The organism is Sphingomonas sp., from assembly GCF_030145815.1.
Taxonomy (GTDB): domain Bacteria; phylum Pseudomonadota; class Alphaproteobacteria; order Sphingomonadales; family Sphingomonadaceae; genus Sphingomonas.
On the sequence record NZ_JAIXHL010000003.1, the window covers coordinates 69,347 to 94,343 of the forward strand.

A 24,997-nucleotide genomic window follows, 5' to 3' on the forward strand; every position below is an offset into this window, starting at 1 on the left:
TTAGTCGGAATAGCGCCCGTTACGCGTCCGTCAATGGAAATTCATCTGTCAGCAAGGTTTGCGGCCACCCGAAATGGTGCGCTGCATCACTTGACTGGGCCGATTTCCTCCGGCGCGTTCGCTACCACGGCGAGCATTGCGGTCCATGCCGCAACATTTTGGCGCAATTGTGCCGGATCGACCTTGTCGAGCGTGTCGTCGGGCGTGTGGTGGAGGTCGAAATAGCGGCTGCCGTCCTGTTGCAGGTCGATTCCGGCCACGCCGGATGCGATCAGAGCAGAGACATCCGCACCGCCGCTGGCGCGCTCGCGACCCCGGCTGATTCCGAGCGGGGCGAGCGCTGCCGCGACCCGGTCCCCGACCGGCTTGGCGCTATCGGGCAGCTTGAAATCGACTCGCCAGACGCGGTCCGCGCCGAAATCCGATTCGGCGGCGAGCGCATGGTTTTCCTCCTTGTGCGCATCGAAATAGGCCTTTCCGCCGAACACGCCGACCTCTTCCGCGCCCGCCCACAGGATGCGAATCGTGCGGCGCGGGGTGCCGGCGTCCATGATCCGCTTGGCTGCGGCGGCAACGATGCCGCAGCCGGTGGCGTCGTCGAACGCGCCGGTGCCGAGATCCCAGCTGTCGAGGTGGCAGGCGACGATGACCATGCCGGCGGCCGGATCGCTGCCCGGCACTTCGGCGATGATGTTGCCCGATTCGGTGGTGCCGATCTGGCGCGGGGTGAGGGTCAGCTTCACCTTGACCGGCTGGCCTCGCTTCAGGATTCGCTCCAGCTGCTCGGCATCGGGCAGCGACAAAGCGGCCGCGGGAATCGGGGTTACGCCCTCAGCGAAGTTGGTCACGCCGGTATGCGGATTGCGGTGATAATCGGTGCCGATCGACCGAATCAGGATCGCCGCCGCGCCTTTGCGCGCCGCCACCGTCGGGCCGCTGCGCCGGGCGGCACCGAATGCGCCATATTGCGACCCGTCCTGCGTGCGGGTCATCGCATGGCTGACAAAGGCGATCTTGCCCTTCAGGCTGCCCTCCGGGGCGGCGTTGAGCGCGGCGAGATCGGGGAAATAGACGATTTCGGCCTCAAGCCCCTTTGCCGCGGTCGCGCCTGAATTGCCGAGTGCGGTGAGGTGGAGCGGCTGGGGGAAGGGGGCGAGAACCTCCAGCGTCTCGACGCCGCGGACCCAGGTCTTCATCTCAAACGGTTCGTTGCGGACATTCTTGAAGCCGAGCGCAGTCAGCTTCTTCAACGACCAGGCGCGGGCGCGTGCCTCCGCCTCGGTCCCGGCAAGGCGCGGGCCGACTTCGGTGGTCAGTCCTTCGGTAATCTCAAAGGCCAGATCGTCCTTCAGCGCTGCGTCGCGCAGCGCGGCGGGGTCCATCGACTGGGCAAAGGCGGTGGCAGGAAGCGCGACCAGGGCAGTCGCGAGGGCGAAGCGGGTGAGGCGATGCGTCATCCAGTTGTCCCCTAAAGTCGCGAAACGCATTCGTCATGGGCCGAAAACCCTTCCGATGAACAAAAACTGGGGTAGTTCATGGCAATGGGCGGCGAGTCAGAGATGTTTGATCGGATTATCGCATTCGTGCGCGGCATCGGCATTCCGGTGACGGAGGATGTGGTCGCGGGCGATTCGTTCCTGCCTGCGGTGACGGTGACGGGCGGTGGTGTGGTGGTGGATCGTGCGCGGCTGCAATGGCCGGGCGATATCCTGCATGAGGCGGGCCATCTGGCGGTGTTGGAGCCGGCGGCGCGGAGCGGCGAGGTGCCCGACGACAGCGCACTGGAGCTGGCGGCGATGGCCTGGTCCTATGCGGCGGCGATTGCGCTGGAGATCGATCCGGCAATCGTGTTTCACGAAGGTGGCTATAAGGGCGGCGGTCCGGGCCTGGCGCAGTCCTATGCGATGGGCCTTTACATCGGCCTGCCCGAGCTGGTCGCGGCGGGGATGGCGCACACGCCAATGACCGCGCCGGAGGGCGCGCCGGTCTATCCCGCGATGGTCCGCTGGCTGCGCTGATTGCGTTGACGGCGTGCCGTCGCTACATCGCGCGTCAATCCCAGACCCGTTCGTTCGAATTTTCGGAGACCATAAGTGGCCGCCCAATACGCATTTGTCATGAAGGACATGACCAAGTCCTTCCCCGGCGCGCAAAAGCCGGTGCTGAGCAACATCAACCTGCAATTCTATCAGGGCGCGAAGATCGGCATCGTCGGCCCGAACGGCGCGGGCAAGTCGACCCTGATCAAGATCATGGCCGGCATCGACAAGGATTTCAGCGGCGAGGCATGGCCGGGTGAGAACATCACGGTCGGCTATCTGGAGCAGGAGCCGCAGCTCGATCCGAGCAAGTCTGTGCTGGAGAACGTCAAGGACGGCGCGCGCGAGACCGCCGATCTGGTCGAGCGCTTCAACGCGATCTCGGCCGAGATGGGCGATCCCAAGGACGACACCGATTTCGACGCGCTGATGGAGGAAATGGGCGACCTTCAGGCCAAGATCGACGCGGTCGATGGCTGGAGCCTGGACAACCAGCTCGAAATCGCGATGGAAGCGCTGCGTTGCCCGCCGGGCGACTGGTCGGTCGAGAATCTGTCGGGCGGCGAAAAGCGCCGTGTCGCGCTGACCCGCCTGCTGATCCAGAAGCCGTCGATCCTGCTGCTCGACGAACCGACCAACCATCTCGACGCGGAAAGCGTCAAGTGGCTGGAAAACCATTTGAAGGAATATGCCGGCGCGGTGCTGATGATCACCCACGACCGCTATTTCCTCGACAATGTGGTCGACTGGATCCTCGAGCTCGATCGCGGGAAGTATTTCCCGTACGAGGGCAACTACTCGACCTATCTGGAGAAGAAGGCCAAGCGCCTGGAGCAGGAGGACCGCGAGGCGACCGGCCGCCAGAAGGCGATCAAGGACGAGCTGGAGTGGATCCGCGCCGGCGTGAAGGGCCGCCAGACCAAGTCGAAGGCGCGTATCTCGAAGTTCGAACAGCTGGTCGAAGCGCAGCAGAACCGCACCCCGGGCAAGGCACAGATCGTCATCCAGGTGCCCGAGCGCCTGGGCGGCAAGGTGATCGAGGTCGAGAACCTGTCGAAATCCTATGGCGACAAGCTGCTGTTCGAGAACCTGTCCTTCACCCTGCCGGCCGGCGGCATCGTCGGTGTGATCGGGCCAAACGGCGCGGGCAAGTCGACGCTGTTCAAACTGATCACCGGCCAGGAACAGCCCGACGAAGGCAAGATCGAGATCGGCACGACCGTGCGCCTCGGCTATGTCGACCAAAGCCGCGACCACCTCAACCCGGCCAACAATGTCTGGGAGGAAATCTCCGACGGCCTCGATTACATGAAGGTCAACGGCCACGACCAGTCGACCCGCGCCTATGTCGGCGCGTTCAACTTCAAGGGCCAGGACCAGCAGAAGAATGTTGGCAAGCTGTCGGGTGGTGAACGCAACCGCGTCAACATCGCCAAGATGCTGAAGCGCGGCGGCAACGTACTGCTGCTCGACGAACCGACCAACGACCTCGACGTCGAAACGCTGGGCGCGCTGGAAGAGGCGATCGAGAATTTCGCGGGTTGCGCAGTGGTGATCAGCCACGATCGCTTCTTCCTCGACCGTTTGGCCACGCATATTCTGGCGTTCGAAGGCAATTCGCACGTCGAATGGTTCGAGGGCAATTTCGAGGCGTATGAGGAAGACAAGCGGCGTCGCCTGGGCGATGCGGCGGATCGTCCGACGCGGTTGGCGTATAAGAAGCTGACGCGCTAAGGTGCTGGTGGTTGCGCTGCTCGGGCCGCTTGCGGCTTGGGCAGCGTGCAGCTTCCGCGCTCTTCGGCGGTTTTGGTGAACCCGTAGCGCAGCACAGCGGCGAGGCAGTCGAGTTCTGCGGGCGTCAGTGTCTCGGGGTTTCGCGCAGGATAAAGACGATTGAGGGCGGGACCCAGAAGGGCGTCCTGCCGCAGTAGAAGTGCCCGCACGTCGCAATCGCTGAGATAGGCCGGGCGATAGAGTTCAAATCCCAAGCTGCGTAGTGCGCCGGCCCCGTGATGGCATCCGGCTATGCCATGCCGACGGCATGTATCGCGAAAGACAACATACTCACTCGTGGCGAGCGGTTCGATTTCACGGAGCGCGTTTGGATACCCCTTTGGAATGTGCTGTCCCCCAGCACATAGTTGGGGCGTCGCTTCCGCGTCCTTGCTTGCTGCATTGAGGACTGGTCGTGCGGCCAGCCAAAGCGTCAGCGCAGCGACGGTCGCGACCAGCCCGATGAGCGCAAAGCTGGTGATCGCGGCTTTGCCGACAATTCTGGCGGTTCGGCGCAACGCGGTCATAGGACAAGGCTGCCACGGCGAGCTGGCCGACTCAATCCCCGCCATTGACGCGCGCCGCCGCGCCCGGAATGGTGGCGACGATGCAGACTCTTGCCAGCCTTCGCGATATCCGCGGTTTCGAGACGCTCTGGGCAGAGCTCACATTCCGCGCGTCGCGCGTGGTGCGGTTCGACCAGAGCGAGCGGATGCTGATCGATACACTCGGGCTGGGGCTGGAGCAGGTGATCCAGTATCTGGGGTGGGAACGGCCCGAGCTGGATGCGTTTGAGGATTGGGTGATTGCGACGGCGGGGCGGCCCGATCCGCTGACGGTCGCGCGCTACCATGCGACGCTGGAGGGTGCGCCGCTGCCGGCGGAAATTCAGGCGCGGCTCGATGCGATCGATGCGATGCCCGATGTGCTGGACGCCGAGGACCTCGCGCATTGGGAACGCGAGGGCTGGGTGACGTTGCGCGGTGCGATCTCGCGCGGGGAAGCGGCGCAGGTCGAGGCGTTACTGTGGCGGCTGCTGGATGCCGATCCGGCGCGGCCGGAGACGTGGTACGGGCACGACCTCAATGGCATCATGGTCCAGCATTTTCAGGACCCGGCGCTGGAAATCGCGCGCCGCTCGCCGCGCGTCCACAAGGCGTTTGCGCAGCTCTGGGGCACCAGCGACCTATGGTGCATCGTCGACCGGATGAGCTTCAACCCGCCGGAAACCCCCGCTCGGCCGTTTCAGGGACCGAAGATGCACTGGGACGTCAGCCTCGCGCCGCCGATCCCGTTTGCGACCCAAGGCATTCTGTATCTCACCGACACGGCAGCGGATCAGGGGGCGTTCGCGCTGTTGCCGGGATTCCACCACCGGCTCGATGCGTGGCTGGAGGAGATTGGCGATACCGACCCGCGTATGGTGCATCTCGACCCTCAGGCAATGCCGATCGCGGCGGGGGCAGGGGATTTGGTGATCTGGCGACAGGACCTGCCGCACGGCGCCAGCCCCAACCGGTCGAACCGCCCGCGCATGGCGCAATATGTGAACTTCTATTCGCCCGCACTGACGGTCCACCGCGACTGGCGGTGAGACTCAGTCTCCGGTGACGCGCAGCGGGCCGAGGTCGCCCAAGCCCACCGTACCGCTTGCCATGGCCAGCATCCGGTCGAGGCTCTTCTTGGCCTTCAACCGGATATCCTCGGCAATCTCGATCCGCGGTTCGAGGTCCCGCAGCGCGACGTAGAGCTTTTCCAGCGTGTTGAGTGCCATGTAGGGGCAGATGTTGCAGTTGCAGTTGCCATCCGCACCGGGCGCGCCGATGAAGGTCTTTTCCGGGACTGCCTTCTCCATCTGGTGGATGATGTGCGGTTCGGTCGCGACGATCAGCGTGTCGCCTTCAAAATCCTTGGCGAATTGCAGGATGCCGCTGGTCGATCCGACATAGTCGGCGTGGTCGAGCACGTGCGGCGGACATTCGGGGTGCGCGGCGACGGGGGCGTTCGGGTGCAGCGCCTTGAGCTTGAGCAGCTCGGTTTCGCTGAATGCCTCATGCACGATGCACACGCCCGGCCACAACAGCATGTCGCGGCCCATCTTGCGGTTGATATAGCCGCCGAGATGCTTGTCGGGGCCGAAGATGATCTTCTGCTCCGGCGGGATCTGGCTCAGGATTTTCTCGGCGGACGAGCTGGTGACGATGATGTCGCTGAGCGCCTTCACCTCGACCGAGCAGTTGATGTAGGTCAGCGCGATATGGTCGGGATGCTGCGCGCGGAAGGCGGCGAACTGGTCGGGCGGGCAGCTGTCTTCCAGGCTGCAGCCGGCGTTCATGTCGGGCAGGATCACGGTCTTTTCGGGAGACAGGATTTTCGCCGTTTCGGCCATGAAGCGCACGCCGCAGAAGGCGATGACCTCGGCATCGGTTTCCGCCGCCTTGCGGCTCAGCTCCAGGCTGTCGCCGACGAAATCGGCGAGGTCCTGAATCTCCGGCTTCTGGTAATAATGTGCCAGGATGACCGCGTTGCGCTCCTTGCGCAGACGGTCGATCTCGGCACGGATGTCGATGCCGGACAGGTCGGTGCGTGCGTTCATGTCGGGACCCTCTGATTCGGCCCCCACATGGCCTTGTCGGGGTTCGGGTTCAACCCATTGGCGGCATCGGGCCGAACTCAAGCGGCGCGACCGAAGCGCCGGGCGTGCCGGCCGTAACCCAAGCGTAGATCGCGTCGCCGACCGGCGAATAGACGATCGCCTCGGTTCCGATCATCACTGCCAGCGTGACGCCGATGCCCCACACCCACGCGCGGTGCACGCGTCCGGTGCGCAGAAGGTCGCGGATCACTCCGGCGATCGGAAAGGCAAGGCCGCACGCCATCGCGATCTGATACGACCACGGGATCATCAGCGGCATCGGCAACAGGCGCCCGAAACCCGGTGCAAGCAGCGCCGCCATTGCGCACAGGTGCAGACGGCGATGCCAGTCGGTGCGCTTGCGCATCGCGACGGCGGCGCTGGTCAGCCCGGCAAACAGCAGCACGACCAACGGATTGGCGATCAGGAAATGCTGGGGTTGAAAGAAGAAGGGCGCCTGGGCCGCCTGAATCCGCCAGATGATGACAGCGAACCCTGCGACCACCATCGCCGCGACCCAGGCAGCCGCGAGCCAGCCGAGCCTGCGGTGCAGGTCCATCGACCCACGCGTCGCGAGAAAGGTCTGGGCAACGTAGATCACCACCCAGCCAAAGAAAATGATGCCATGGACATGCACAAAGGTCGGCGCACCGAAGGACGAGCGCCCCATCGCAAGATGAAGGCTGAAGCCTGCCACCAGGATGAGCGCCATAAGAAGTGCGCTGATCTCGAAAAAACGTGAATCGCGCACACGCGCGCCAGTTCTGCCCCCGACGATCGTTGCCATCTTGTCCCCCGCAGATCGTTGCGGGGGCGACACGTATCACATTGACCGGTGAAAGCGAATGTCGCAGTTGCGCCCATACCCGGCCAACGGCGGCGCCCGCCGGGAAACAAGGTTACTTTGTCGCGGCTTCGCGCTCCGCCCGTTCGCGCAGCACCTGTTCGATCGATTTGGACACGTCCCAGCGTTCTCGGTCGGTGGAGCTGCGCTCGTCGGGGAACAGCGCCTCGACCGTCACGTCCATGCCGGTCGCGCGTAGCGGCATCGAGAAGCTGCGCTCGACCGCGCGACGGGTGGCATCACGGGCAAGGCGCATCGGCGTCGGCTCACGCGCCTGTCGCACGAGTTCTTTCTGCCCGGCGGCGCGGTTGGCGGCGTCCAGACGCTCCTCGCTGTCGGTCAGCGTCATCAGCACGCCGCCCTCGCCATATTCGCGGATATTGTTGAGATCGACTTCTGGTCCGACGACTTCGAGCGGGGGGAGGGCGATGCTGAGCTTCTTAGTGGCCGGGTCCCAGATGACGTCGCGCTGGTTGAGCTTGCCGAGATCGACCTCGTAGCGGACCGAGCCGGGCATGATCATGGTCTTTTGCGCGGTAAAGCCCATCCGGGTCTGGGTCGTGGTAACGACTGCGACATAGCGTGCGGCAAAGGCGGACAGGCGGTTCTGCTCGCGCAAACCCTGAAGACTGGCGCTGGCCACCGTCACCGGATCGGGGCCGCCGGTCAGCCGGTCGAACGCGCTGCGCCCCACGAAATAGAGCGTCGCACCGACCGCCAGCGCCATCGCCAGCACCATGGCGAGCGCGATGATGCAGCCCTGCGCGAGCCCGCCGCGCTGCTTTACGCCGCTCTGGTCCATAACTCTCCTTCCGCGCGGACCAGGCCGCGATTGTTGAGGTCGATCAGATGCGCCAGCACCGATCGGCCAGCCGCGCCGGTGAGGCGCGGGTCGAGGCCGACATACATGCGCGCCACCATATCCGGAATCGCGCCGATGCGTTGGTCGATCAGGCGCAGGATCTGACCTTCGCGCTGCTTGCGGTGACCGATCATGCCGCGCGCCAGGCGCTGGGGCGTGGTCACCTCCGGACCGTGCGCGGGATAATAGACGCGGTCGTCACGCCTGAGCAGCTTGTCGAGGCTGGCCATATACGCGCCCATATCGCCATCGGGCGGGGCGACGACGCTGGTCGACCAGCCCATGATATGGTCGCCGGTGAACAGCGCGCCGCTTTCGACCAGCGCGAAGCAGAGGTGGTTGGAGGTGTGACCGGGGGTGGAGACGGCCTCGATCGTCCAGCCCATGCCCGACAAGCGCTCGCCATCGGCCAGCACGCGGTCGGGCAAATAGTCGCGGTCGAACGCAGCGTCGGAGCGCGGCCCGTCATCGTCGAGCGCAAGCGGGGCACAGCCGATGATCGGCGCGCCGGTCGCGGCGGCGAGCGGGCGGCTGGCCGGGCTGTGGTCGCGGTGGGTGTGGGTGCACAGGATTGCGCGCACGGACCGACCGGCAATGGCGGCGATCAGCGCGTCCAGATGCTCGGGTAGGTCGGGACCGGGGTCGATCACTGCAAGGTCAGTCGTTCCCACCAAGTAGGTTTGGGTGCCGGTGTAAGTGAAGGGGGAGGGATTCGCGGCGAGAATGCGCGCCACCAGCGGTTCGAGCTGTTCGGCCACGCCGGTTGTTGCGTCATCCATGGATCAGAAATGGCGGTTCATCGCGGCGCGCACAACCCCGGACGGCGCGCACGCGAACGGGCCGGCCGCGTGAAGGGGTCGCGGCCGGCCCTGGTGGAGCCACTGTGCGGCGATGGGCTGCCGCACGGTGGTCCGCTTCGCGATTAGTCCTTCTCGGCCGTTTCCAGCTCGCGGATCGCGTCGTCGATGCCCTTGAGTGCAGCGGCCTTCTGCTCGGCGCTGAGTTCGGTCTGCGCCTCGATCGAGCTGCGGGCCATCTTCAGGCCCATCATGGCGTGACGCTTGCCCATATCGGCGCTGGCGAGTGCGAAAACCTGAGCGCGGCGGGCGAGTGCCTCTGCACCCTTGGCCTTGGCTTCCGCAGCGTCGGCACGCATTTCGATGCGGTCGGCGCAGATCACGACCTTGCGCTTGTCGCCATCGCGGGTTTCGACCTTGACCGCATCGTCCTTCGATCCGCCGCACTTCATCGACTTGACGTCAACGTCGATGTCCATGTCTCCGGTCCAGACGAACTCCTTGCCGTCGCCCTTCATGCGGATGACGCGGGTCTCGGTCTTGACCTCCTTGCCGTCCTTGTCCTTGCGCTCGACCATGACGATACGATGGACGCGCTTCTCCGCAGAGCCCTCGGGAGCCTTGGGCGTGTCCGGTGCAGCCGGGGTTTCGGGAGCCTGGACGGCGGCGACGGCGGCGGGCGCAGCGGGTGCCTCAGGTGCGGCAGGCGGCGTCGGCGCGTCGGCCTGGGTCATCACAGCGCCTGCACCCGATGCGGTGAGCGCGAGGCCGGCGAGGGTCAGAGCCGCAGCGCCGGCAATTCCGGTGGTGACACGGGCACGCGACTTGGGATTGTGTTTCGAGAGCATTTTGAGCCTCCCTTTTAGTTCGTTGACGGTGTGTAGGTGGCAAGCTGCCGAGACCGCACCCCCATGCGCGGACTTGACGATGGCGCGGCCATAGGCATGGCGCAGCGCCGGTGCGCGGCCTGAGAGCACCAGGGCATCGCAGGCCAGTTCCTGGTCGGCGCGGAAGGCGCGGAACGCCCGCCATGCGACCGGGTTGAACCAATGGAGCGCGAGCACGACCAGCGCGATCCAGTTGGCGATCAGGTCACCGCGAAGGTGGTGCCCGAGTTCATGGGCGAGCGCGAGGTTGCGCTCGACCGGGTCGTAGCGATCCGCGAAATCCCGCGGAAACGCGACATATTTGCGCCAGATGCCAAAGGCGAGCGGGCCGGTTGCGGCATCGGTTTCGATGACATGGACCCGCCCGTCGGCGACGGTGCGGCGGACTTCGGCCTTGCGCATCAGATTGGCGCAGAAGCGGCTGTGCGAGACGATGTGCCACAGCAGGAAACCAATTGCGCCAGCCGCCCAGATGGTGCCGACGATCAACAACAGGCTGGGGCCGCTGACGGTGACGACGCTAGCCTCACTGACCGTCGTGGTCGCGCTGGCTGCCATGTCAACCTGCGCCTGGATCAGCGCCTGATCGATGATCGTCTGGGTGCTGGCGGCGGTCGTGGGTGCCTCGGCAGCGTAGTTGAGCCCGCCTAGAAACTCGGTGAAGCTCCACGCCCCGGGCAAAGGCGGCATCAGCAGCCGCAGCACCGGCAACAGCCACAGTGCATAGGCGATGTTGGGACCGAACTGTTCGCGCACGGGTTTGCGCAGCGCGAGGACCAGCAGCATCAGCAGCGTGGTGGCGATGCAGGTTTCGACCATCCAGGCGATCATTGCTTGAGCTCCTTCAGCAGGGCTTCGATCTCGGCGATATCCTGATCGGTCAGCGCATCGCGTTCGGCGAGATGCGCGACCAGCGGGGTCAGCTTGCCCCCGAACAGCCGGTCGATCAGGCGGCGCGACTCACCTTCGACATAGTCGCCGCGCTCGACCAGCGGGCGATACTGATAGCGGCGGCCATCTTCGTCTGCGGCGATGACGTTCTTGGCAAGCAGACGGCCGAGCAAGGTCTTGACCGTATTGGCGCTCCAGCCGCGCGCCGGGGCCACGCGCTCGACCACATCCTGGGCGGCGAGTGGGGATTCGTCCCACAGCACCTCCATCACCGCATGCTCGGCTTCGCTGATTCGCTCGGTCATGGCATCCCTCTTTGACTACGGGTGTAATCGCTTCGATCACATCTGTAGTCAATGGGCTGAACGCGCGATGAATGATGTTCAGGGTTCGTCAGGCGGGCGAGAGTGTCGGAAAAACTGACAGCTTTGCGCCGCGGCAGATTTCGTTAACCAGCGTCGTGCGCAGAAATGCGCGGTTCCCGCGATCTGGCACGCGCGGTGCAACATTTCGGGCACTTGTGTTCACCGCCAGGTGCGACGCTTCAGGGGCGGGTGGCTTTCGGGCCATCCGCCCTTTCCCGTTGTAGCGATGTTGAGTGCATAGGCCGGCGGTGCGCGCCGACGCAGCGGGCCGCACGCTGGCGGCCCGCGCAGTCAGGACCGGCGCGGATCAGGCCGCCGCGACGCCCTTGTCTTCAAGCAGCTGGGCAAGCTCGCCGCTCTCATACATTTCCATCATGATGTCGGAGCCGCCGACAAATTCGCCCTTCACATAGAGCTGCGGGATGGTCGGCCAGTCGGAAAAGGCCTTGATGCCCTGGCGCACCTCCTGATCCTGCAGCACGTCGACGCTTTCGAATTCGACGCCGAGATGGGTGAGGATCGATACGGCGCGGTTGGAGAAGCCGCACTGCGGGAACAGCGGGGTTCCCTTCATGAACAACAGCACGTCGTTCGAATCGACGAGGGTCTGGATGCGGGCGTTGGTATCGTCGGTCATCGTCATTCACTCCCAGCCGGCACGGCGGTGGTCAGCTGTAGCGCGTGCAGCACGCCGCCCATCCGACCGCCCAGTGCGGCATATACGGCCTGGTGCTGCCGCACGCGCGGCATGCCCCGGAAACTCTCACTGGTGACGCGCGCGGCATAATGATCGCCGTCCCCGGCAAGGTCGGTGATCTCCACCGCTGCATCGGGGATGCCGGCGCGGATCAGCGCCTCGATCTCGCTTGCCGCCATGGGCATGATTACTGCGCCTCAATCAGCTGGCGGCGGGCCTCGACCGTCATCGCCTCGACCGCCGCGCGCACGGCAGCATCATCGATTTCCACCCCGGCAGCGGTCAGGTCGCCGAGCAGCTTGCGGATGACGTCCTCATCGCCCGATTCCTCGAAATCGGCCTGAACGACGGCCTTAGCATAGGCGTCGGTCTCTTCCGGGGTCAGCGCCATCTTTTCCGCCGCCCACTGGCCGAGCAGCCGGTTGCGACGCGCGGTCACGCGAAACGCCATTTCCTCGTCACGGACATATTTGGCTTCGAACGCGCGCTCGCGATCGTCGAAGGTGGTCATTCGGCTTACCCCTAAAAGTGTTTCGCCATGGAAATAGGGGCGGCCCGCGCGCATGGCAACGGGCGGAGGATGCCGTATCGACATTGCCCGCGATCAACCGGGGCGGTAGGCGGCGGGGCAGGGTTCAGGAGTTGTCATGTCCGTTTTCCAGCTCGATGGGTTCGATCTCGACGCGTTCGTCGCCGCCACCTTGGCGGAGGATGTCGGGTCGGGCGATGTCACTGCACAGGCGGTCATCCCGCCCGATGCCGTGTTCGACGGGGTGATGGACAGCCGTGATGCGGTGGTCGTGGCGGGGCTGCCGATTGCGGCTGCTTTTTTCCGGGCGCTCGATCCGGCGGTAGAGATCGAGATTTTGGCGGCGGAGGGCGAAGCCGTTGCGGCGGGTAGCGATCTGATGCGACTGCGCGGCAATGCACGCGCGCTGCTCACCGCCGAACGCTCGGCGCTCAACACCGTCCAGCACCTTTCGGGGATCGCCACGATGACGCGCGCCTATGTCGACGCAATGACGGGGAGCGGGGCGATTTTGCTCGACACGCGCAAGACCATCCCCGGTCTGCGTCGGCTGGAGAAATATGCGACGCGGATGGGTGGGGCGCAGAACCATCGCATGGGGCTGTGGGATGCGGCAATGATCAAGGACAATCACGTTGCGGTCGCCGGGTCGGTCGAGGAAGCGGTGGCGCGCGCGGTGCGGGCGGGCATCGGCGCGATCATCGTCGAGGTCGACCGGATCGACCAGATCGAGCCGGCGCTGGCGGCGGGGGCGACGCATCTGTTGCTCGACAATATGGGACCGGACTTGCTGCGTGAAGCGGTGGGGCTGGTCGCCGGGCGGGTGCCCACCGAAGCTTCCGGCGGGGTGCGGCTCGACACGATCGCGGCGATCGCCGCGACGGGCGTAACCTATGTCAGCGTCGGGCGGCTGACCCAATCGGCTCCGGCGGCGGATATCGGGCTGGACTTCGCACCGGCCTGACGCCTAGCGTTTCGGCAATTCACGAGGGGAAATTCATGCGACCGCAATCGATCATCCGGTTTGAGCAGGCTTATCTGGCGTCGATCGTCGTGTGGGGCGTGAACACCGCACTCGGCTGGAGCACGGCCCTTGCAGAAGTAAATCGAAACTTTGCTGCGCTGCCGCCCGTCCGCCACCTTGGCGAGCCTTTGTTGATCGGCGTCACTCTGTTCACCCTCTGCCTGTGGCTCATGCTTTGGTATTTTACGGCACGCACGCGTAGCGAAGTTGCGAAATGGGTCGTCGTCGTGTTCTTCGGACTGTCGGCGGTGGGCCTGCCATTCTCGCTGGCCGGGTTCGAAAAGACCGGAATCCTACCGGCGGTGCTGAACGTGGTGACCTTTATCTTGAACGGATTAGCGGTGTGGATGCTGTTCCGTCCCGATGCATCGGCATGGTTCCGCGCCAGCGACGGGAGCGCGCCGCCGCCCCCGCTCGCCTGATCGGATTAGCTATCGATCGTGGCGGTTGCCGGGTGATGCTTGTCGAGGTGCCGCTTGATGATGCGCAGGTTGCGTGAGTTCGAGCGGTAGAAAAAGTCGGCGATGTCGCCCACTCCCGGGATTAGTCCCAGAAGCCAGTCGAAGCCCACATTGCCGACCATCCGCAGCATCGCGCCGCGCGACATACCGATATTGCGCGCTTCCCATACCATATAGAGCCCCATGCCGGCGGCAATGATGTCGCCGCCGACCGGGATCAGACCGATGAGTGCGTCGAGACCGACGGTCTGGCGGGTGCCGGGAATGGTGAAGCCGCGTTCGAGCAGCTTTTCCAGCGCGGTGACCCGCTGGCGCACCGAATGCGGGTCGCGGCCGACCGGGAAGGCGCCGGGAGTGCGTTGCATGCGGGTCGCCTTGGCCATGTCGGTCCTCCCTTATGGTTCGCGCAGATGGGTCAGTGGATGCCAGGCGCGGGGGTTTGTCTGGAACGCCCTGAGCCTGAGTGCCGCCACCGACCAGCGCAACGGTTGTGCGATCGGGATATAGCGCTGTGCAGCGGTGAGCGCGAGGTCCGCTTCGGCAATGCGTCGCGCACGATCGGCCAGGGTCGGCGCATCGCGGGCGGCGTCGATGATGGCGGCGAGTTCATCCGGGCAGCTGCGGCAGGCGGTGACGAGATACCAGCGGGCGCTGTCATAAGGCGCCACTGCGTCGATCAGGCGCAGATCGGCATCCTCGCCCTCGGCCACCCAGGCGGGTTGCAGTCCGATCGCGCGGAGATCGCGCAGGAGGCTATACCAGATCAGCTTGCTGCCAAGACTGCGCGGCATTGCGATGCGGATGACCGGCGATGCGTCGGGATTGGCGGCGCGCCAGGCCGCCACCTGATTGCGCGCCAAGATCCGCCGCGCGTCCAGCGGCTGTGCGAGCCAAGCGGGCGCTGCGGGCGCTGCTGCCGAATCGAGCTGCGCGGGCAGCAGGGTTTCGACCGGAGCCCATTCCGGGCGGAAGCGCGCGGTGAGCGCCGCGCGGTCGATCGCCATTGCCAGCGCCGCGCGATTGGCCGGATCGGCGGTGAAGCCTTCGTCCGAGACGATCGCCAGTCCGAACAGGCCGACGGCCGGGTCGATGCGCAGGTTGGCGGGTGCGACCCCCGCATGATCCAGCAGCGGCCAGTCGCGGAACGTGCCACCCAGGATCAGGTCGGATTCGCGCGCCGCGAAGCGCGCCAGCGCGACGGCCGCGCGTTCGCCGATCAGGCGGACATTCTCGGCGGCTTCCGGCGCTGCGGCATTTTCCACGACCGCATAGGGATCAGGCACGGGGCGGAGCAGTGGTGTGCCGCCGCCTTGCGCATCGGCACGCAGCGGCCCGGTGCCGGCGAGGCGGGGGCGGCGCAGAATGGCGAACTCGGGCTGCGCAAACAGCTTGAGCAGGTCGGGGCGGGGATGCTTCAGCCGCACCTCGATCACCTGTGGGGTCATCTCGACGATTTCGTCGATCACCGCGACGAATGGTGCATAGGATGAGCGCGTGGTGGTCGCGATCGCTCCGCGCAGGCTCGCGACGACCTGCGCCGCGGTCACCTTGCCGCCGTCGGGCCATTCGGCGTTGCGGATGCGAAAGATGTAGCTGCGGCCCTCATCGCTGACGATCCAGCGCTCCGCCACGCCCGGCTCGATCCCGCCATTGGCGTCGAACCGGACAAGCCCCTGTGCGGTCGCGGCGAGCAGCACGCTGTCGGGGAAGCCGAGCGGGCCGCGTGTGGGATCGCGGAGTGTCGCGGGGTCGCCGATCGCGCTCACCACCACCGGGACGTCGTCGGGCCGCCGCTCACACCCGCCCGCGAACAGCGCGAGCGCGAGGGCGAGGGGCAGGGCGGGGAAGCGCATGCCCTAGCTTTATGGAGGCGGGGCGGGGAAGCCAACCCCGCCCCGGCGTTCGGTCAGTTCTTTTCCTTGTCGACCAGCTTGTTCGCGCCGATCCACGGCATCATCGCGCGCAGCTCGCTGCCGACCTGTTCGATCGGATGCGCGGCGGCGGCCTTGCGGCTGGCCTTCAGCTCGGGCTGACCGGCGCGGTTGTCGAGGACGAAATCCTTGACGAAGCGGCCCGACTGGATGTCGGCGAGCACGCGCTTCATTTCGGCCTTGGTCTCGTCGGTGATGATGCGCGGGCCCGTCTTGATGTCACCATATTCCGCGGTGTTCGAGATCGAGTAGCGCATGTTGGCGATGCCGCCTTCATAGAGCAGATCGACGATCAGCTTGGTCTCGTGCAGGCACTCGAAATAAGCCATTTCGGGGGCGTAACCCGCCTCTACCAGAGTCTCGAACCCGGCCTGGATCAGGTGGGTGATGCCGCCGCACAGAACCGCCTGCTCGCCGAACAGGTCGGTCTCGCACTCTTCCTTGAAGTTGGTTTCGATGATGCCCGAACGGCCGCCACCGACGCCGCTGGCATAGGCGAGGGCGACGTCATGTGCGTTGCCGGTCGCATCCTGATGGATTGCGATCAGGCAGGGGACGCCGCCGCCGCGGACATATTCGCTGCGCACGGTGTGGCCCGGGCCCTTGGGCGCGATCATGATGACGTCGATATCCGCCGGCGGCTCGATCAGGCCGAAATGGACGTTGAGGCCATGGGCAAAGGCGAGCGCGGCGCCCGGCTTCATGTGACCCTTGATGTCATGTTCCCAGATTGCGGCCTGATGCTCGTCGGGCGCCAGAATCATCAGGATATCGGCCCATTTCGCCGCTTCGGTGGTCGACATGACCTTGAAGCCCGCGCTTTCCGCCTTCTTTGCGGTCGCCGAACCGGCACGCAGCGCGATCGCCACTTCGCCAACGCCGCTGTCGCGCAAATTCTGGGCATGGGCATGGCCCTGGCTGCCATAGCCGACAATGGCGATCTTCTTGCCGGTGATCAGGTTCAGGTCGGCGTCACGATCGTAATAGACACGCATGTTCTTCTTCCCTTTGGTCCGGGCTCGTCACCCCGGCGAAAGCCGGGGTCTCCCGTGGTTATGCCGTGCGCTTGCCGCGCAAGACCCCGGCTTTCGCAGGGGTGACGGATTGATTCAGGCCGCCTCACGTCCCCGTGCGATGGCGACGATGCCGGTGCGGGCGACTTCGATCAGGCCGACTTCGCCCATCAATTCGATGAACTTGTCGATCTTTTCGGTGGTCCCGGTCACTTCGAACACGAAGCTGGAGATGGTCGCATCGACCACACGGGCGCGATAGACTTCGGACAGGCGCAGCGCCTCGATCCGGTGGTCGCCGGTGCCCGCGACCTTGACCAGCGCCAGTTCGCGCTCGACATGATCGCCCTCGGCAGTGAGATCGTGGACCTTGTGCACAGGCACGAGGCGGTCGAGCTGCGACACGATCTGCTCCAGCACGTGCGGGCTCGCGCTTGTGACGATGGTGATGCGGCTGACCGACTTGTCGTCGGTGATCTCGCTCACCGTCAGGCTCTCGATGTTGTAGCCGCGCGCGGTGAACAGACCGGCGATCCGGGCGAGGATGCCCGGTTCGTTGTCGACGATGATGGCGAGCGTGTGCCGCTCGGCCTTCTCTTCCTTGATGTGCATGAGCTTAGACCAGCGCCTTGGCTTCGTCGTCCATTTCGCCGGAAACCTCGGCGGCCTGGAGGAGCATGTCGGTATGGGCGGCGCCCGACGGGATCATCGGGAAGCAGTTGGCGAGTTTCGCGACGCGGCAGTCGACGATGACCGGCCCGTCATGGGCCAGCATGTCGGCGATTCCCGCGTCGAGCTGATCGCGATGCTCGATCAGAATGCCCTTCCAACCATAAGCTTCGGCGAGCTTGACGAAATCGGGCAGCGAGTCGCTGTAACTCTCCGAATAACGGCTCGAATAGGTCAGTTCCTGCCATTGGCGGACCATCCCCATATATTCGTTGTTCAAGATGAAGATCTTGACCGGCAGGCGATATTGGGTCGCGGTCGCCAGCTCCTGGATGTTCATCTGGATCGACGCTTCGCCGGCGATGTCGATCACCAGCGCTTTGGGGTTGCCCAACTGCGCGCCGATCGCGGCGGGCAGGCCGTAGCCCATTGTGCCCAGACCACCCGACGTCAGCCACTTGTTGGGCGCCTCGAAATGGAAGTGCTGCGCCGCCCACATCTGGTGCTGGCCAACCTCGGTCGTGATGATCGGGGCCTGGTCGCGCGTCGCCTCCCACAGCGCCTGGATCGCGCGCTGCGGCATGATCGTGCTGGCGTCGATGCCGGGGCCTTCCTCGGGGAAGTCTAGGCACTTGACCGCGCGCCATCCTTCGATGCGGCGCCACCATTCGGACAGGTCGGGCTTGGGATGCTGGCGCGCCTTCCAGATACGCAGCATGTCCTCGAGCGCGTGGCCGACATCGGCGACGATCGGCAGGTCGACGCGCACCGTCTTGTTCATCGACGAGCGGTCGATATCGATATGGATCTTCTTCGCATGCGGCGCGAAGGCGTCGAGCCGTCCCGTCACGCGATCGTCGAAGCGCGCGCCGACCGCGATGATCAGGTCGGCCTGATTCATCGCGTAATTGGCTTCATAGGTGCCGTGCATGCCAAGCATGCCGAGCCACTGGTCGGACGATGCCGGGAAGGCGCCAAGGCCCATCAGCGTGGAGGTCACCGGTGCGCCGGTGATCTTGGCCAGCTCGCGCAGCAGCTGCGACGCGCCGGGGCCGGAGTTGATGACGCCGCCGCCGGTGTAGAAGACGGGTCGTTCCGCCGCCGCGAGCATCTCGACCGCCACCTCGATCAGCGCCTTGTCGGCCTTCACCTGCGGGCGATAGGTTTTGTGCTGGATCGGGCCCGGCTTGGTGTAGCGCGCGGTGGCGATCTGGACGTCCTTGGGGATGTCGATCACGACCGGGCCGGGGCGGCCGGAGGTCGCGATGTGGAACGCCTCATGCACCACCGCGCCCAGATGCGCGGGGTCCTTCACCAAATAATTATGCTTGGTGCAGTGGCGCGTGATGCCGACCGTGTCCGCCTCCTGAAACGCGTCGCTGCCGATCAGGTGCGTCGGGACCTGGCCGGTGATGACGACCATCGGGATCGAATCCATCAGCGCATCGGTGATGCCGGTGACCGCATTGGTTGCGCCGGGGCCGGAGGTGACGAGCACCACGCCGGGCTTGCCGGTCGAGCGCGCATAGCCCTCCGCCGCGTGCGTCGCCGCCTGTTCGTGGCGGACGAGGATGTGGCGAATCCGCTTTTGCTTGAAGATCGCGTCGTAAATCGGGAGCACCGCGCCGCCGGGATAGCCGAACACGACCTCCACACCGAGGTCGACCAGCGCCTCGATCAGAATGTCTGCTCCGCTTTTCTCGGCCACGGGTCGTCTCCTTGTTTGCCGCAGTGCAATGCGATGGGGGAAGCGCGCTGCTATGCGTATGAATGATGCGTGTCAAGTGCTGTGATTATACGATTCGTACGAAATTAGCCATTCGATTGATAATATCTGTCGCGTCGGTGCGCGGCCAGTCCGCCGGTGGCTGGTGACGCAGCCAGGTATATTGGCGCTTGGCATATTGCCGGGTCGCCGCCTGAGCGCGCTCAAGTGCCTCTGCGCGCCCGATTTCGCCGGCGAGCATCGCCGCGATCTCTGGCACCCCGATCGCCTTGCGTACCGGGGCTTCGGGCGGAATGTCGTCGCGGGCGAGCAGGGCGGCGACCTCATCGATCGCGCCCGCGTCGAACATCGCGGCGAGCCGGCGGTCGCAGCGTTCGGTCAGCCATGCGCGGTCGGGGAGGAGGATCAGCGGGGCTAGGTCGATCTGGTCGCCGATGCCGCCGACCTTGGCCTGTTGCCACTCGGAAAGGGTGCGGCCGGTGGCGGTCACGACCTCCAGCGCGCGGGCGACGCGGGTAGTGTCGGCGGGGGCGAGGCGGGCGGCAGCTTCGGAGTCGCGCTCGGTCAGCAGGGCATGTGCCTCTGTGACAGGGAGCGCGCGCACCTCGGCACGGATCGCAGGGTCGATCCCGGGGACCGGGGCAATGCCGTCGAGCAAGGTGCGGATATACATGCCGGTCCCGCCCACGAGGATGGGGAGGCTGCCGCGTGCCTGCGCCGCAGCGATCTCCGCCTTGGCTTCCGCCGCCCAGCGCGCGGCGGAATAGTCGTCGGTGCCGGTGACATGGCCGAACAGGCGGTGGGTTGCCTGTGCTTCTTCCGCCGCGGAGGGACGCGCGCTGAGCACGCGCAGCTCGGCATAAACCTGGGCTGAATCCGCGTTGATCACCGTGCCCCCGGTCGCCTGCGCGAGCGCGATCGCCAAAGCGGACTTGCCGCTGGCGGTTGGTCCTGCAATGAGCGCGACCCTTGGCCTGGAGGAGTGCGGCATGTTCATCGCGACGCTGATAGCAGCGGATCGGCTCGAAGCGGCGGATATTTCCTCCGCGCTGGACAAGCTGAGCGATGCCGGGTGCGTCCCGCGCGGCGTGGAGACGCTGGACGAGGACAAGGCGAGCGACCTGTTCTTCGATTCCGATCCGGAAGCCGCGCGCGTGGCGCTGGAAGGGGCGTTTGATCGGGTCGACGTGGTCGTGCAGCCTGCGGAGGGGCGCGAGAAGGCGCTGATCGTCGCCGACATGGACTCCACCATGATCACCGTCGAATGCATCGACGAACTGGCCGACTATGCAGGGATCAAGGCGCAGATCGCCGAAGTGACCGAGGCGGCGATGCGCGGCGAGCTGGATTTTGCCGAGGCGCTGGACGCGCGGGTGGCGCTGCTCAAGGGGCTGGGCGCCGACGCAATCGACCGCTGCCTGGCCGAGCGGGTGCGGCTGATGCCGGGCGCGCGGACATTGGTGCAGACAATGAAGGCGCGCGGGGCGACCGCGATCCTGGTGTCGGGTGGCTTTACGCGCTTTGCCGAGCCGGTGGGGGCGCAGATTGGGTTCGACCGGGTGATCGCGAATGAACTGCTGATCGAGGGTGACGCGCTGACCGGCGCGGTGACCAAGCCGATCGTCGATTCATCGACCAAGGAAGTGACGCTGCTCGGCGCGATGGCGGAGCTGGGGCTGGACGCCTCGGCTACGCTGGCGGTCGGCGATGGGGCGAATGACCTCGCGATGATCCGCAAGGCTGGGCTGGGCGTCGCCTATCACGCCAAGCCGATCGTGGCAGCGGCGGCGGGCGCGCGGATCGACCATGGGGATCTGACGGCGTTGCTCTATGCGCAGGGGATTGCGCGGGGGGATTGGGTGGAGTGATCTATTCCTCCCCTGCAGCGCAGGGGAGGGGGACCGCTCGCGAAGCGAGTGGTGGAGGGGCGGCCGCGCAGACGGCCGTGGAACAGCTCGGCAAAGTTCCGCCCTCTGCGAGGGCGGCCCCTCCGTCAGCACTGCGTGCTGCCACCTCCCCTGCTGCGCAGGGGAGGAGTGAGATTTACTCCCGCACCGGCACGCACGGGCTTAGGCTGCGGCACGCTGCGCTCGCTTCGGCGCTGGAGGCGAAGGGGCCGACCAGCACCTTGGTCAGGCGGCCGGACTTCACATAGCTGACCTTGCGACCGGGGAAGCGGCCGCCGACCTGGGACCACAATTTCTGCGCGTTGCCGGCCTCGCCGAACGCGCCGAGCTGAAGTTTCCAGCCGCCGTCGCGGATTGCCGCCGTTGCCACCGGAGTGGGCGCAGGCTTCGGCGTCGGTTTGGGCGCAGGACGAACGATGGGTGGGGAGGGGCGCGTCTGCGCGCTTTCGGTCGGTGCGGGCGTCGGGGCCGGGATCGGGTCGCGCGGCTGATAGGCAGTGGAGGGCGGGAGCTGAGTTCGTCCGATTGCGGACGGCGGCTGGGTGCCGCGCGGCGGCTGAACGGCGGCGATGCTCGGACGGCCGGCGTCGCGTTCATAGACGCGCGCGAGTTCCAATCCCTTTTGCCGGTCGGCCAGCGAGATATAGCCGTCCATTTGCGCCTGTGACGTCGCTGCCTGGGGCAGCCCCTGCGCCGATGCGCGGACGATCAGGGCATAGGCGCGGACCCAGTCCTTGGCCACCGCGTCGCCGTTGAACAACATCGTGCCCAGTACATATTGCGCGCGCGGTGCGCCGCGACCGGCCGCCTTTTCGAGCCATTCGACCGCTTGCAGCCGTTTGCCGTTCTCGAACAGCGCGAGGCCGTAATTCTCCTCGGCTTGAGGATGGCCTTGCAGCGCCGCCTTGCGGTACCATTCTTCGGCCTGGGCGAGGTCGGCGGGGACGCCGCGGCCGAATTTATAGGCCTGACCCATGTTGAACTGCGCATCGGCGTCGCCAGCCACCGCCGGGCCGCGCCATTGCGCGACGGCGGCGCGATAGTCGCCGCGCTGCCATGCTTCGACCCCGGCCTTCACATCCGACTGTGCCAATGCCGGCACGCCGACCAGCAACGCGCCGACCGCCGCCGCCGCCCAGATCAACTGCTTCATTCCGTCAGATCCCCGATCCCACCACGCCTGGATAATGCCAGTTAACCATAGCATGGCCAAGACATGCTTGCGCTTTGGTTAAGCCCGGCATGGGACATGTCCGGCGTACGACTACCGTATTAACCCCTTCTTAGCTTCCCGATGGCATCCCCAAGTCTGGGTAACCGGGATTTTTTCGAGGGGTCGATGCGCGTATTAGCGATGGCATCACAAAAGGGTGGATCGGGCAAGACCACGCTGAGCGGGCACCTCGCGGTGCAGGCGCAGCGGTCGGGTGCCGGCCCCGTCGTGTTGATCGACATCGATCCGCAAGGGTCGCTCTCCGATTGGTGGAACGAGCGCGAGACGGATTTCCCCGCCTTTGCGCAGACCACGGTCGCCCGGCTGGCTGCCGATCTTGAGGTGTTGCGCCAGCAGGGCTTTCGCCTCGCGGTGATCGATACCCCGCCAGCGATCACCATGGCGATCCAGAGCGTGATCCAGGTTGCCGAACTGATCGTCATTCCGACCCGCCCGTCGCCGCACGATCTGCGCGCCGTCGGCGCCACGGTCGATCTGTGCGACCGTGCGGGCAAGCCGCTGATCTTCGTCGTCAACGCCGCGACGCCCAAGGCCAAGATCACCAGCGAAGCCGCCGTCGCGCTGTCGCAGCACGGCACGGTCGCGCCGGTGACGCTGCACCACCGCACCGATTTTGCCGCATCGATGATCGACGGCCGCACCGTGATGGAGGTCGATCCGAACGGCAAGTCCGCCGCCGAGGTCACCGCGCTCTGGGCCTATATCAACGACCGGCTCGAAAAGAATTTTCGCCGCACCGTGTTCAGCGCGCCCGCCGTTGCGGCCGCGCCCCATGCCGCCTTTGCCGGGCGTCCGCAGGGTGGCTTTGGCCGCCGGGTGGTGAGCTGATGTTCGGCTCCGCCAAGCCCGCCGCGTCGCTGTCTTCGGGCCTGCTCGCCCGCAAGGGACAGGCACGCCCCGCGATGCGCCCGCAAGGTTTTGTGGGCCTCGATCCGGGTACATCGCTCGACGATCTCGGCTGGAACGACATGGGCAGCGATCTGCCGCCTGCGCCGACATATGAACCGGTGCCGCCGGTGCTGACCCAGCGGCAGACGCTGGTCGAAGAGTTTGCCCCGCCGCCGCAGCCCGTGGCCGCCCCCGTGGCGCCTGAACCCGAAACGCCGGCGCGCCCCGTATCGACCGCCACCGCCGCCCGGATCGGGCGCGAGGTCGGCGCGCGGAAGGGCAAGGCGGCGTTCACGCTTCGGCTCGATCACGACCGTCACCTCAAGCTGCGTCTCGCCTCGGCGGTCACTGGCCGCTCGGCGCAGGTTATCGTCACCGAGGCGCTCGATGCATTTCTTGAATCTTTGCCCGAACTGGGGGCGCTGGTTGACCGGCTCCCTGCGGGCAAGGCGCGCTGATCCAGGGGGACACAGAGCCATGAACGTTCGTCGCATTCTGACCATCTCGGTTTCGGCACTGGTGCTGGGTGCACCGATCGTCGGCGGCCCGACGCTGATCGGCGGCCTCGCCGTCGCCAGCAGCGGGGTTGAAAACGCCGATCTGCGCCGCGCCGCGAAGGAAGCCGCCGCCGCGACCAAGGCCCTGAAAAAGGGTGAGGGGCAAAAGGCGGTCACGCATGCCGAAGCAGCGGTGACGCTCGATCCGCGCAATGGCGAATACCGCAAGCTCCTCGGCGAATCCTATCTGTTCGCGGGCCGCTTCGTGTCGGCGGCGCAGGCGCTGAACGAGGCGCTGTCGCTCGATCCGGCCAATGGCCGCACCGCGCTCAACCTCGCGCTGGCGCAGATCGCGACCGGCGAGTGGGATGTCGCGCGCCAGACGCTGGCGACGCATTCGGCGACGATCCCCGCAAGCGACCGCGGCCTCGCCATGGCCTTGGCGGGTGATCCGGCCGGCGCGGTTGCGCTGTTGATGGAGATTGCGCGCCAGCCCGGCGCCGACGCCAAGACGCGCCAGAACCTTGCGCTCAGCCTCGCGCTCGCGGGCCAGTGGCCGCAGGCGCGGGCGATTGCCGCGCTCGATCTGTCGCCTGACCAAGTCGATGGCCGCATGATGCAATGGGCGAGCTTTGCGCGCCCGCAGAACGCTTATGATCAGGTCGCGTCGCTGCTCGGCGTGACTCCGATCGCCGACAAGGGGCAGCCTGAGCGGCTCGCGCTGGCGCAAGCGATGACCAGCGCGGTTGCGGCGGCGCAGGTCGCCGATCCGGTCGAAACCTATATGCCCGGCCCAGCGCCGGTCGAGGCGGTCGCTGCGGTTGCCGCTACGACCGTCGATGTGGCGGCGGCAGAAGTCGCACAAGGTCCGTCGATCACGGCGCCGAGCGGCCAACAGGTCGTCTTTGCGCCGCGTCAGGAGATCGTCCAGGCGATCCCGACCCGCGCGGTTCGCGCTGAGACATCGGTCGCCAGTGTTGGCGCAACCAAGCCGGTCCGCGTCGATGTTTCGTCGACCCAGCGCTTCACCAAGGGCAGCTGGTATGTCCAGCTTGGTGCCTATGACAGCATCGGCGTCGCGCGTGACGCATGGGGGCGGATGGTGCGCCGCACGCCGCAGCTCAAGAGCCTGACCCCGGCGAGCGCCAGCGTATCTACCAAGGCGGGGGCATTTCAGCGGCTGGCGGTCGGCGGGCTCGCCCGCGCCGATGCCGACGCGCTGTGCCGCGAAGTGCGCGGCGATGGTGGGAAGTGCTTCGTGCGCCCCGCAGCGGGTGACAAGCCGGCCGGATGGGCGCGCAGCGCGTCGCGCTGAACCACGCGACTGA

Annotated in this window: 27 protein-coding genes; 9 read left to right on the top strand and 18 right to left on the bottom strand. The window is 66.1% G+C overall.

The genetic code is table 11. From position 1 onward, the window contains the following. Positions 1–86: 86 nt before the first annotated feature. Positions 87–1,457: a M28 family peptidase gene (locus KYX69_RS03375; RefSeq protein WP_300493706.1), complete on the bottom strand. Its 1,371-nt coding sequence runs from the start codon at positions 1,455–1,457 to the stop codon at positions 87–89. A gap of 102 nt (positions 1,458–1,559) precedes the next feature. On the opposite strand from KYX69_RS03375, the gene KYX69_RS03380 reads away from it, so the two are divergent. Next, the gene (locus KYX69_RS03380) at positions 1,560–2,018 is read left to right on the top strand and encodes a hypothetical protein (protein WP_300493708.1); all 459 of its coding nucleotides are present in this window, start codon (positions 1,560–1,562) and stop codon (positions 2,016–2,018) included. 75 nt (positions 2,019–2,093) lie between these two features. Next, positions 2,094–3,773, top strand: a complete 1,680-nt coding sequence (gene ettA / locus KYX69_RS03385) for an energy-dependent translational throttle protein EttA (RefSeq protein ID WP_066656362.1) — start codon at positions 2,094–2,096, stop codon at positions 3,771–3,773. On the opposite strand, the gene KYX69_RS03390 is transcribed toward ettA, so the two are convergent. Continuing rightward, the gene (locus KYX69_RS03390; RefSeq protein ID WP_300493711.1) at positions 3,770–4,339 is read right to left on the bottom strand and encodes a hypothetical protein; all 570 of its coding nucleotides are present in this window, start codon (positions 4,337–4,339) and stop codon (positions 3,770–3,772) included. The genes ettA and KYX69_RS03390 overlap by 4 nt on opposite strands. Before the next feature lie 80 nt (positions 4,340–4,419). Here KYX69_RS03390 and KYX69_RS03395 point away from each other — a divergent pair, with 80 nt between their 5' ends. Further along, positions 4,420–5,406 carry a phytanoyl-CoA dioxygenase family protein gene (locus KYX69_RS03395; RefSeq protein WP_300493713.1) on the top strand — a complete coding sequence of 329 codons (987 nt, stop codon included), beginning with the start codon at positions 4,420–4,422 and terminating at the stop codon, positions 5,404–5,406. A 3-nt stretch (positions 5,407–5,409) separates the two neighbouring features. On the opposite strand, the gene nadA is transcribed toward KYX69_RS03395, so the two are convergent. The 9 genes from nadA to KYX69_RS03440 all read right to left on the bottom strand — a co-directional run bounded on the left by nadA (position 5,410) and on the right by KYX69_RS03440 (position 12,301). After that, the gene (gene nadA / locus KYX69_RS03400) at positions 5,410–6,408 is read right to left on the bottom strand and encodes a quinolinate synthase NadA (RefSeq protein ID WP_300493715.1); all 999 of its coding nucleotides are present in this window, start codon (positions 6,406–6,408) and stop codon (positions 5,410–5,412) included. Positions 6,409–6,457: 49 nt separating this feature from the next. Further along, positions 6,458–7,198 (bottom strand): hypothetical protein, encoded by a 741-nt coding sequence (locus tag KYX69_RS03405; protein WP_300493717.1) that lies wholly within the window; start codon positions 7,196–7,198, stop codon positions 6,458–6,460. A 148-nt stretch (positions 7,199–7,346) separates the two neighbouring features. Next, positions 7,347–8,093, bottom strand: coding sequence for a DUF4230 domain-containing protein (locus KYX69_RS03410; RefSeq protein ID WP_300493720.1), 747 nt, complete (start codon positions 8,091–8,093; stop codon positions 7,347–7,349). Beyond that, positions 8,075–8,932, bottom strand: a complete 858-nt coding sequence (locus KYX69_RS03415) for an MBL fold metallo-hydrolase (RefSeq protein ID WP_300493722.1) — start codon at positions 8,930–8,932, stop codon at positions 8,075–8,077. The genes KYX69_RS03410 and KYX69_RS03415 overlap by 19 nt, the downstream gene beginning before the upstream one ends. Positions 8,933–9,075: 143 nt before the next feature. Further along, positions 9,076–10,668 carry a M56 family metallopeptidase gene (locus KYX69_RS03420; RefSeq protein WP_300493725.1) on the bottom strand — a complete coding sequence of 531 codons (1,593 nt, stop codon included), beginning with the start codon at positions 10,666–10,668 and terminating at the stop codon, positions 9,076–9,078. Continuing rightward, the gene (locus tag KYX69_RS03425; protein WP_300493727.1) at positions 10,665–11,033 is read right to left on the bottom strand and encodes a BlaI/MecI/CopY family transcriptional regulator; all 369 of its coding nucleotides are present in this window, start codon (positions 11,031–11,033) and stop codon (positions 10,665–10,667) included. Before KYX69_RS03425 ends, KYX69_RS03420 begins: the two co-directional genes overlap by 4 nt. Before the next feature lie 367 nt (positions 11,034–11,400). Further along, a complete protein-coding gene (grxD, locus tag KYX69_RS03430) occupies positions 11,401–11,730 on the bottom strand; it encodes a Grx4 family monothiol glutaredoxin (protein ID WP_300493730.1) in 330 nt (109 codons plus the stop codon). A 2-nt stretch (positions 11,731–11,732) separates the two neighbouring features. Continuing rightward, positions 11,733–11,975, bottom strand: coding sequence for a BolA/IbaG family iron-sulfur metabolism protein (locus tag KYX69_RS03435; protein ID WP_066661979.1), 243 nt, complete (start codon positions 11,973–11,975; stop codon positions 11,733–11,735). A 2-nt stretch (positions 11,976–11,977) separates the two neighbouring features. Beyond that, positions 11,978–12,301 carry a DUF1476 domain-containing protein gene (locus tag KYX69_RS03440; protein WP_066661977.1) on the bottom strand — a complete coding sequence of 108 codons (324 nt, stop codon included), beginning with the start codon at positions 12,299–12,301 and terminating at the stop codon, positions 11,978–11,980. A 136-nt stretch (positions 12,302–12,437) separates the two neighbouring features. On the opposite strand from KYX69_RS03440, the gene nadC reads away from it, so the two are divergent. After that, the gene (gene nadC, locus KYX69_RS03445; RefSeq protein ID WP_300493734.1) at positions 12,438–13,283 is read left to right on the top strand and encodes a carboxylating nicotinate-nucleotide diphosphorylase; all 846 of its coding nucleotides are present in this window, start codon (positions 12,438–12,440) and stop codon (positions 13,281–13,283) included. Positions 13,284–13,318: 35 nt separating this feature from the next. Next, on the top strand, positions 13,319–13,765 hold the full coding sequence (locus KYX69_RS03450; protein WP_300493736.1) for a hypothetical protein: 447 nt from the start codon (positions 13,319–13,321) through the stop codon (positions 13,763–13,765). Between the two features lie 5 nt (positions 13,766–13,770). Here KYX69_RS03450 and KYX69_RS03455 read toward each other — a convergent pair whose 3' ends face one another. From KYX69_RS03455 to miaA, 6 genes are all read right to left on the bottom strand, one after another. Next, positions 13,771–14,187: a DUF4112 domain-containing protein gene (locus KYX69_RS03455; RefSeq protein ID WP_300493738.1), complete on the bottom strand. Its 417-nt coding sequence runs from the start codon at positions 14,185–14,187 to the stop codon at positions 13,771–13,773. A 12-nt stretch (positions 14,188–14,199) separates the two neighbouring features. Continuing rightward, positions 14,200–15,657, bottom strand: a complete 1,458-nt coding sequence (locus tag KYX69_RS03460) for an ABC transporter substrate-binding protein (RefSeq protein ID WP_300493740.1) — start codon at positions 15,655–15,657, stop codon at positions 14,200–14,202. A 53-nt stretch (positions 15,658–15,710) separates the two neighbouring features. Next, positions 15,711–16,730, bottom strand: a complete 1,020-nt coding sequence (gene ilvC, locus KYX69_RS03465) for a ketol-acid reductoisomerase (RefSeq protein WP_300493742.1) — start codon at positions 16,728–16,730, stop codon at positions 15,711–15,713. Positions 16,731–16,844: 114 nt separating this feature from the next. Next, positions 16,845–17,360, bottom strand: coding sequence for an acetolactate synthase small subunit (ilvN, locus tag KYX69_RS03470; RefSeq protein ID WP_300493744.1), 516 nt, complete (start codon positions 17,358–17,360; stop codon positions 16,845–16,847). Between the two features lie 4 nt (positions 17,361–17,364). After that, entirely contained in the window at positions 17,365–19,125 is a 1,761-nt protein-coding gene (locus tag KYX69_RS03475) for an acetolactate synthase 3 large subunit (RefSeq protein WP_300493746.1), read from the bottom strand. An 85-nt stretch (positions 19,126–19,210) separates the two neighbouring features. After that, positions 19,211–20,140, bottom strand: a complete 930-nt coding sequence (miaA, locus tag KYX69_RS03480; RefSeq protein WP_300493748.1) for a tRNA (adenosine(37)-N6)-dimethylallyltransferase MiaA — start codon at positions 20,138–20,140, stop codon at positions 19,211–19,213. Between miaA and serB the strand changes: the two genes are divergently transcribed. After that, complete coding sequence (gene serB, locus KYX69_RS03485; RefSeq protein ID WP_300493750.1) at positions 20,133–21,011, top strand: phosphoserine phosphatase SerB; 879 nt, start codon at positions 20,133–20,135, stop codon at positions 21,009–21,011. The two genes, miaA and serB, sit on opposite strands and share 8 nt — an antisense overlap. Before the next feature lie 175 nt (positions 21,012–21,186). On the opposite strand, the gene KYX69_RS03490 is transcribed toward serB, so the two are convergent. After that, positions 21,187–22,203, bottom strand: a complete 1,017-nt coding sequence (locus KYX69_RS03490) for an SPOR domain-containing protein (RefSeq protein WP_300493753.1) — start codon at positions 22,201–22,203, stop codon at positions 21,187–21,189. Positions 22,204–22,389: 186 nt separating this feature from the next. Here KYX69_RS03490 and KYX69_RS03495 point away from each other — a divergent pair, with 186 nt between their 5' ends. Genes KYX69_RS03495 through KYX69_RS03505 form a run of 3 tightly spaced genes read left to right on the top strand, consistent with a single transcriptional unit; the run spans position 22,390 to position 24,984 of the window. Next, on the top strand, positions 22,390–23,112 hold the full coding sequence (locus KYX69_RS03495) for a ParA family protein (RefSeq protein ID WP_300493754.1): 723 nt from the start codon (positions 22,390–22,392) through the stop codon (positions 23,110–23,112). Next, complete coding sequence (locus tag KYX69_RS03500) at positions 23,112–23,630, top strand: hypothetical protein (protein WP_300493756.1); 519 nt, start codon at positions 23,112–23,114, stop codon at positions 23,628–23,630. The genes KYX69_RS03495 and KYX69_RS03500 overlap by 1 nt, the downstream gene beginning before the upstream one ends. 19 nt (positions 23,631–23,649) lie before the next feature. Further along, the gene (locus KYX69_RS03505) at positions 23,650–24,984 is read left to right on the top strand and encodes an SPOR domain-containing protein (RefSeq protein WP_300493758.1); all 1,335 of its coding nucleotides are present in this window, start codon (positions 23,650–23,652) and stop codon (positions 24,982–24,984) included. The last annotated feature ends 13 nt before the right edge of the window (positions 24,985–24,997 follow it).

Coding starts and splice junctions, on each gene's coding strand:
- KYX69_RS03375 (WP_300493706.1), bottom strand. CDS start 1,457: ATGACGCATCGCCTCACCCGCTTCGCCCTCGCGACTGCCCTGGTCGCG.
- KYX69_RS03380 (WP_300493708.1), top strand. CDS start 1,560: ATGTTTGATCGGATTATCGCATTCGTGCGCGGCATCGGCATTCCGGTG.
- KYX69_RS03390 (WP_300493711.1), bottom strand. CDS start 4,339: ATGACCGCGTTGCGCCGAACCGCCAGAATTGTCGGCAAAGCCGCGATC.
- KYX69_RS03395 (WP_300493713.1), top strand. CDS start 4,420: ATGCAGACTCTTGCCAGCCTTCGCGATATCCGCGGTTTCGAGACGCTC.
- nadA (WP_300493715.1), bottom strand. CDS start 6,408: ATGAACGCACGCACCGACCTGTCCGGCATCGACATCCGTGCCGAGATC.
- KYX69_RS03410 (WP_300493720.1), bottom strand. CDS start 8,093: ATGGACCAGAGCGGCGTAAAGCAGCGCGGCGGGCTCGCGCAGGGCTGC.
- KYX69_RS03415 (WP_300493722.1), bottom strand. CDS start 8,932: ATGGATGACGCAACAACCGGCGTGGCCGAACAGCTCGAACCGCTGGTG.
- KYX69_RS03420 (WP_300493725.1), bottom strand. CDS start 10,668: ATGATCGCCTGGATGGTCGAAACCTGCATCGCCACCACGCTGCTGATG.
- KYX69_RS03425 (WP_300493727.1), bottom strand. CDS start 11,033: ATGACCGAGCGAATCAGCGAAGCCGAGCATGCGGTGATGGAGGTGCTG.
- grxD (WP_300493730.1), bottom strand. CDS start 11,730: ATGACCGACGATACCAACGCCCGCATCCAGACCCTCGTCGATTCGAAC.
- KYX69_RS03435 (WP_066661979.1), bottom strand. CDS start 11,975: ATGCCCATGGCGGCAAGCGAGATCGAGGCGCTGATCCGCGCCGGCATC.
- KYX69_RS03440 (WP_066661977.1), bottom strand. CDS start 12,301: ATGACCACCTTCGACGATCGCGAGCGCGCGTTCGAAGCCAAATATGTC.
- nadC (WP_300493734.1), top strand. CDS start 12,438: ATGTCCGTTTTCCAGCTCGATGGGTTCGATCTCGACGCGTTCGTCGCC.
- KYX69_RS03450 (WP_300493736.1), top strand. CDS start 13,319: ATGCGACCGCAATCGATCATCCGGTTTGAGCAGGCTTATCTGGCGTCG.
- KYX69_RS03455 (WP_300493738.1), bottom strand. CDS start 14,187: ATGGCCAAGGCGACCCGCATGCAACGCACTCCCGGCGCCTTCCCGGTC.
- KYX69_RS03460 (WP_300493740.1), bottom strand. CDS start 15,657: ATGCGCTTCCCCGCCCTGCCCCTCGCCCTCGCGCTCGCGCTGTTCGCG.
- ilvC (WP_300493742.1), bottom strand. CDS start 16,730: ATGCGTGTCTATTACGATCGTGACGCCGACCTGAACCTGATCACCGGC.
- ilvN (WP_300493744.1), bottom strand. CDS start 17,360: ATGCACATCAAGGAAGAGAAGGCCGAGCGGCACACGCTCGCCATCATC.
- serB (WP_300493750.1), top strand. CDS start 20,133: ATGTTCATCGCGACGCTGATAGCAGCGGATCGGCTCGAAGCGGCGGAT.
- miaA (WP_300493748.1), bottom strand. CDS start 20,140: ATGAACATGCCGCACTCCTCCAGGCCAAGGGTCGCGCTCATTGCAGGA.
- KYX69_RS03490 (WP_300493753.1), bottom strand. CDS start 22,203: ATGAAGCAGTTGATCTGGGCGGCGGCGGCGGTCGGCGCGTTGCTGGTC.
- KYX69_RS03495 (WP_300493754.1), top strand. CDS start 22,390: ATGCGCGTATTAGCGATGGCATCACAAAAGGGTGGATCGGGCAAGACC.
- KYX69_RS03500 (WP_300493756.1), top strand. CDS start 23,112: ATGTTCGGCTCCGCCAAGCCCGCCGCGTCGCTGTCTTCGGGCCTGCTC.
- KYX69_RS03505 (WP_300493758.1), top strand. CDS start 23,650: ATGAACGTTCGTCGCATTCTGACCATCTCGGTTTCGGCACTGGTGCTG.